This window comes from Mycobacterium innocens (genome assembly GCF_900566055.1).
GTDB lineage: Bacteria > Actinomycetota > Actinomycetes > Mycobacteriales > Mycobacteriaceae > Mycobacterium > Mycobacterium innocens.
The window spans coordinates 1-5,167 of the sequence record NZ_UPHQ01000201.1; the positions used below are offsets into that span (position 1 = coordinate 1).

The window sequence follows — 5,167 nt, forward strand, 5'->3', positions numbered from 1 at the left end:
GCTACAACGTGAATTCGTTCCACATCAGCAGCAACACGCTACTATTAGTGGCTACACTTTTCCTGCCGAGTCGCCACAAAACCCAGCTCAGCACCCCATTTCCCTTATTTACCAGCAGTAACTTCGGGCTAATCGCTAGTCGCCGCTGCGGATTGACCCGTGCCGTTTGCTCTCCTGCTCGCGATAGTCGTCGGCAAGTTGTGCGACATGCTTGGGTAGCGTGCCGGCGGCGACGTCGGCCAGGGTGGTTTCCTCCAGCACCGACCGCATACTGGCCCGCAGCGCCCGCCACACATCGGTCAGCGCTGCGGTGGGCCCGGAGTAGGGCAGGTCACCGAGCCCGATATCACGCACGCTCGCCAGCGGTCCGTCGATGCAGCGCAGCACGTCGGCAATGCTGATCTCGCTGCCCGGACGCGCCAGTTCATAACCGCCCTCGCGACCACGGTGGCTGCGCACCAGTCGGTCGGTGCGCAGGTTGGTCAGGATGTCGACGAGAAATTGCGGAGGTATGCCCTGGGCCTGGGCCAAATCGTCGGTCTTGACCAGGATGCCGGTGGGAGCCGTGGCGAGTTGGACCATCGCCCGCACCGCGTACTCAGCCTTGGCCGACATCCGCATGCTTCAGGATTGTGCCACCCGCCCAAGCGACGATGCCGCAACGCGAAGCGTTGCGAGAAGGAGCGGGGCAATCCGGCACAGCCCAAGCGACGATGCGCAACGCTTCGCGTTGCGAGAAGGAGCGGGGCACCGCTCAGCCGCGGGACTCCAGTAGGTCGATAAGCATCTGCGCCTGCTCGTCAAGGCCGCAGTCGGGGGTGAGCCGCAGGTCGGGATTCTTCGGCCGCTGATACGGACTGTCGATCCCGGTGAAGTGCGTGATCTCCCCCGCGCGCGCTTTGGCGTACAGGCCCTTGGGATCGCGCCGCTCACAGTCTTCGAGCGGCGTGTCGCAGAACACCTCGACAAAGTCAAACCCGGCGTCGTCGTGCACTTTCCGGGCCAACGCGCGGTGCTCAGCCAGCGGACTGATCGCCGGAACCAGTACGACGTGGCCGCAGTCGGCGAGCAATAGCGCCACATGCGCCAGTCGCCGCAGGTTCTCGGCGCGATCGGCCATACTGAATCCCAGGTCCGCGTTCAACCCGTGCCGCAGGTTGTCGCCGTCGAGAACGTAAGCGGGAACACCACTTTCGAGTAGCTTCTGCTCCACCCGGGTGGCCACCGACGACTTGCCCGCCCCGGACAAACCGGTGAACCACACCGTGCGTCCCCGCGGCCGGTCGTTGGCTGTCACCAGCGACTTGTGCCGCACCGTGTGGGGGCTGGGCGTGTGGGCCGAGACCTCGCGCAACACCATGCCCGCCGCCACGGTTCCGTTGGTATCGGCATCGATGAGGATGAACGATCCGGTGGCGGCGTTACGGGTGTATTCGTCGAGCAGCAGCGGCATCTGGGTGCGCAGCGAGATCCGGCCAAGCTCGTTGAGCTTCAAGGCGGTTGCCGTCTTGTCGCGGTGCAGGGTGTTGACGTCGAGCCGGTAGTCGAGCCCGGTAACGCGGGCACGAGTGGTTCGGGTGGTGTGCTTGATGATGTAGTCCCGGCCCGGCTCCAGCACCGCCGAATCCGCCATCCAGCACACCGTCGCATCGAAACTTTGCGCGACCCTCGGCTGGTTGAGGGTGCGAGCGATCATGTCGCCGCGGGAGATGTCGATGTCGTCGGCAGTGCTCACCGAAACCGCCATCGGCGGAAACGCTTCCGGCACTGGACCGTTGGGGCCTTCGATGGCGGTGATCCGGGTTGTCTTGCCGATCGGCAGCACGACCACCTCGTCACCGGGACGCATTACCCCACTGGCCACGGTGCCCGCATAGCTGCGGTGGTCCTGATGCCGAAGCGTATGCGGCCGGATGACGTACTGGACCGGGAATCGCACGTCGACCAGATTTCGGTCACCGGCGATATAGACCTCTTCGAGATGCGTCAGCAGCGCCGGTCCCTCGAACCACGGGGTCTGGTCGGACTTGGTCACCACATTGTCGCCGTTCAGCGCGGAGATGGGGATCGTGGCCACATCTTGCACATCCAGGCGGGCGGCGAAGGCGTGGAACTCGTCCCGAATCGCTTCGAATTTGTCCTTGTCCCAACCGATCAGGTCCATCTTGTTGACCGCGAGCACAATGTGCTGAATGCCCAGCAGCGAGGCCAGGAAAGCGTGCCGGCGGGACTGCTCCAGCAGGCCGTGACGCGCATCGACCAGCACGATTACCAGTTGGGCGGTCGACGCGCCGGTCACCATGTTGCGCGTGTACTGGATGTGGCCGGGAGTGTCGGCAATGATGAATTTTCGCTTGGGCGTGGCGAAGTAGCGGTAGGCGACGTCGATGGTGATGCCCTGCTCGCGCTCTGCCCGCAAGCCGTCGGTGACCAGAGCCAGGTCGGTGTAGTCGTGGCCGCGTTCCCGCGACGTCTGTTCCACCGACGCCCACTGGTCTTCCATGACCGCCTTGGAGTCGTAGAGCAGCCGCCCGATCAACGTCGACTTGCCGTCGTCGACGGATCCGGCGGTCGCGATGCGCAACAGCGTGGTGGATGCAGTCATCAGAAATACCCCTGCCGTTTGCGGTCTTCCATCCCAGCCTCCGAGATCCGGTCGTCAGCCCTGGTCGCCCCGCGTTCGGTCAGCCGGGAAACCGCCGTCTCGGCGATGACTTCGGCCACCGTCGCGGCATCTGATTCCACACACCCGGTGCAGGTGACGTCACCGACGGTGCGGAACCGCACCGTGGCCTCGAATACCGGCTCGTCGGCGCGTGGCTGCAGGTAGCGATGCACGGCCAGCAGCATTCCGTCGCGTTCAAACACCTTGCGCCGGTGGGCAAAGTAGATCGACGGCAAGGTGATGTTCTCCTCGCCGATGTAGGACCAGATGTCGAACTCGGTCCAGTTCGACAACGGGAAGACCCGGATGTGCTCACCTTTGTGATGCCGTCCGTTGTAGAGGTTCCACAACTCGGGGCGCTGGGCTTTGGGGTCCCACTGGCCGAATTCGTCGCGGAAGCTGAATACCCGCTCCTTGGCACGCGCCTTCTCCTCGTCGCGCCGGGCTCCACCGAACGCGGCGTCGAACTTGTTCTCCCGAATAGCGCGCAGCAGTGTCACGGTCTGTAGCGGATTACGCGAAGGCGGGGTTTCGACGACCCGTCCGGCGTCGATGTCGTCCTGCACCGATACCACCACCAACCGCACCCCGGACTCCCCGACCAGCTCATCGCGGGTCGCGATCACCTCGTCGAAGTTGTGGCCGGTGTCGACGTGCATCACCGGGAACGGCGGCCGTCCTGGCCGAAACGCCTTGAGCGCCAGGTGCAGCATGACGATGGAGTCCTTGCCGCCGGAGAACAACAGCACCGGCCGTTCGAACTCAGCGGCCACCTCCCGAATGATGTGGATCGCCTCGGCCTCCAGCAAGCGCAGATGGCTCAACTCGTACTGCCCTGCCGCGGGGCCGGCCGTTACGCCGCTGGTCATGGCTTACCTGACATAGTCCGCGCCTCATACCTGACAAAGTTGGTTGAATTGACCAGGTTTACGGTCATTGTTACCAATGGAACCAGTCTTCCCCGGCGCTGTCAACGGAACTCTGGTGCGCCGACTGCCACCTGGGCAATCAGCGAGGTATCGGGCCGGGTCGAGTGTCGAGGAGACGCCGCGAGACGGCGACCATCCCACGGCAGCCGCTGAGGGCGGTGAACCGAGTGTTACAGCGTGACCTCGGCGAGCTTGCCGGTGGCGACGTCGAAGATGAAGCCGCGCAGGGAGACGTGCTTGGTGACGAACGGGCTGTTTTCGATACGGCGCAACGACTGCCGGACGTCTTCTGCGACATCCGGAAAGGCCTCGGGCGCCCACGGCGGTTTGACGCCGATCTCATCCTGAATGGCGCGCTTGAAGTCGTCGTCAGCGAAAGTGAGCATTCCGCAGTCGGTGTGGTGGATCAGGATGATCTCCTGGGTCCCGAGCAGCCGCTGGCTGATGGCCAGCGAGCGGATGACGTCGTCGGTAACAACGCCGCCGGCGTTGCGGATGACGTGGGCCTCCCCCTCGTTGATGCCGAGCACCCGGTAGATGTCTTGCCGGGCATCCATGCAGGCAACGATCGCAATGTGTTTGCTGGGTGACATCGGCAGCGGACCCTTGAAGGTGCTCGCGTATTGGGCGTTGTGCGCCAAATATTCGTCAGTTACGGTCACGCCGTCTTCCTTATATTTAGGAATCGAAAACACGCGGAGTTGCTGGACAGACTAGATGCCGCGGAGAGCTTAACAATCGGCGGCTGGAGTTTCACCAGTGAAAATCAGTCGTAGCGGAATGCTTCCGGATGCACCGAATGGGGTCGGCGCCATGATCGACACGTGGGACCCCGGATACGACCCAGCGCGTTAGCTTGATGCGCCGGGCGAGCCGTCCGTACCGTCGCGGCCGAAGAGTGAGCCGCCGACACCTGCGCTACCGGCGACACCGCCGACGCCGCGCTTCGCTCCGGGCGTACGACCGGCGTCGCCACCGTCGCCGCCGTCACCGCCCCCGTGCTGCAAGAAGGTGGGGTTTCCGCCAAAACCGTACGGAATCCCGCCAGATCCTGCGTCGCCGCCGCTGCCGCCAGCGCCACCGTCTCCATTGCGGCCGATGAAGGGTTGGCCAAAGAAGTCGACCCCAACGCGGCCATTTCCGCCGCGGCCGCCGGGCCCGCCGTCGCCGCCGAAGCCACCGGGGCCGATAAGCCGGGTGCTGCCGCCGGCACCGCCGTTGCCGCCGGCGCCGCCATTACCGCCGTCAATAGCGCCAAAAATAAGGCCTTCGCTACCGCGACCGCCGGCGCCACCGTCGCCACCGGCCCCGCCGCCACCGATCAGCCCACCGGTGCCGCCATGACCGCCATCACCGCCACGACCGCCGGGGTTCACCGCGCCAATACTCAGCAGTTCTCCCGCGCCTCCCGGGGCGCCGGCACCCCCTGCTCCGCCGGCGCCTCCGTTGCCGTAGAGGAAGGCATGGCCGCCGTCACCGCCGCGCCCGCCGCTGAGTCCCGGATCTTTGGTGGCGTCGCCGAACGGAGCGATCCCCCCCGACCCTCCGTCCCCACCGTTGCCCATAACGAACC

Annotated in this window: 3 protein-coding genes and 2 pseudogenes; all 5 read right to left on the reverse strand. The window is 65.0% G+C overall.

Translation table 11 applies throughout. From position 1 onward, the window contains the following. Window positions 1-135 precede the first annotated feature (135 nt). Entirely contained in the window at window positions 136-621 is a 486-nt protein-coding gene (locus EET03_RS19595; protein ID WP_075542281.1) for an Rrf2 family transcriptional regulator, read from the reverse strand. A gap of 133 nt (window positions 622-754) precedes the next feature. After that, on the reverse strand, window positions 755-2,605 hold the full coding sequence (gene cysC / locus EET03_RS19600; protein ID WP_075542280.1) for an adenylyl-sulfate kinase: 1,851 nt from the start codon (window positions 2,603-2,605) through the stop codon (window positions 755-757). Further along, window positions 2,605-3,602 (reverse strand): annotated as a pseudogene (gene cysD / locus EET03_RS19605) (sulfate adenylyltransferase subunit CysD). Before cysD ends, cysC begins: the two are co-directional and overlap by 1 nt. A gap of 162 nt (window positions 3,603-3,764) precedes the next feature. Further along, window positions 3,765-4,256, reverse strand: coding sequence for a beta-class carbonic anhydrase (locus EET03_RS19610; protein ID WP_075542278.1), 492 nt, complete (start codon window positions 4,254-4,256; stop codon window positions 3,765-3,767). A 189-nt stretch (window positions 4,257-4,445) separates the two neighbouring features. Continuing rightward, window positions 4,446-5,167: pseudogene (locus tag EET03_RS30370) on the reverse strand (PE family protein); the annotation flags it as partial.

Coding starts and splice junctions, on each gene's coding strand:
- EET03_RS19595 (WP_075542281.1), bottom strand. CDS start 621: ATGCGGATGTCGGCCAAGGCTGAGTACGCGGTGCGGGCGATGGTCCAA.
- cysC (WP_075542280.1), bottom strand. CDS start 2,605: ATGACTGCATCCACCACGCTGTTGCGCATCGCGACCGCCGGATCCGTC.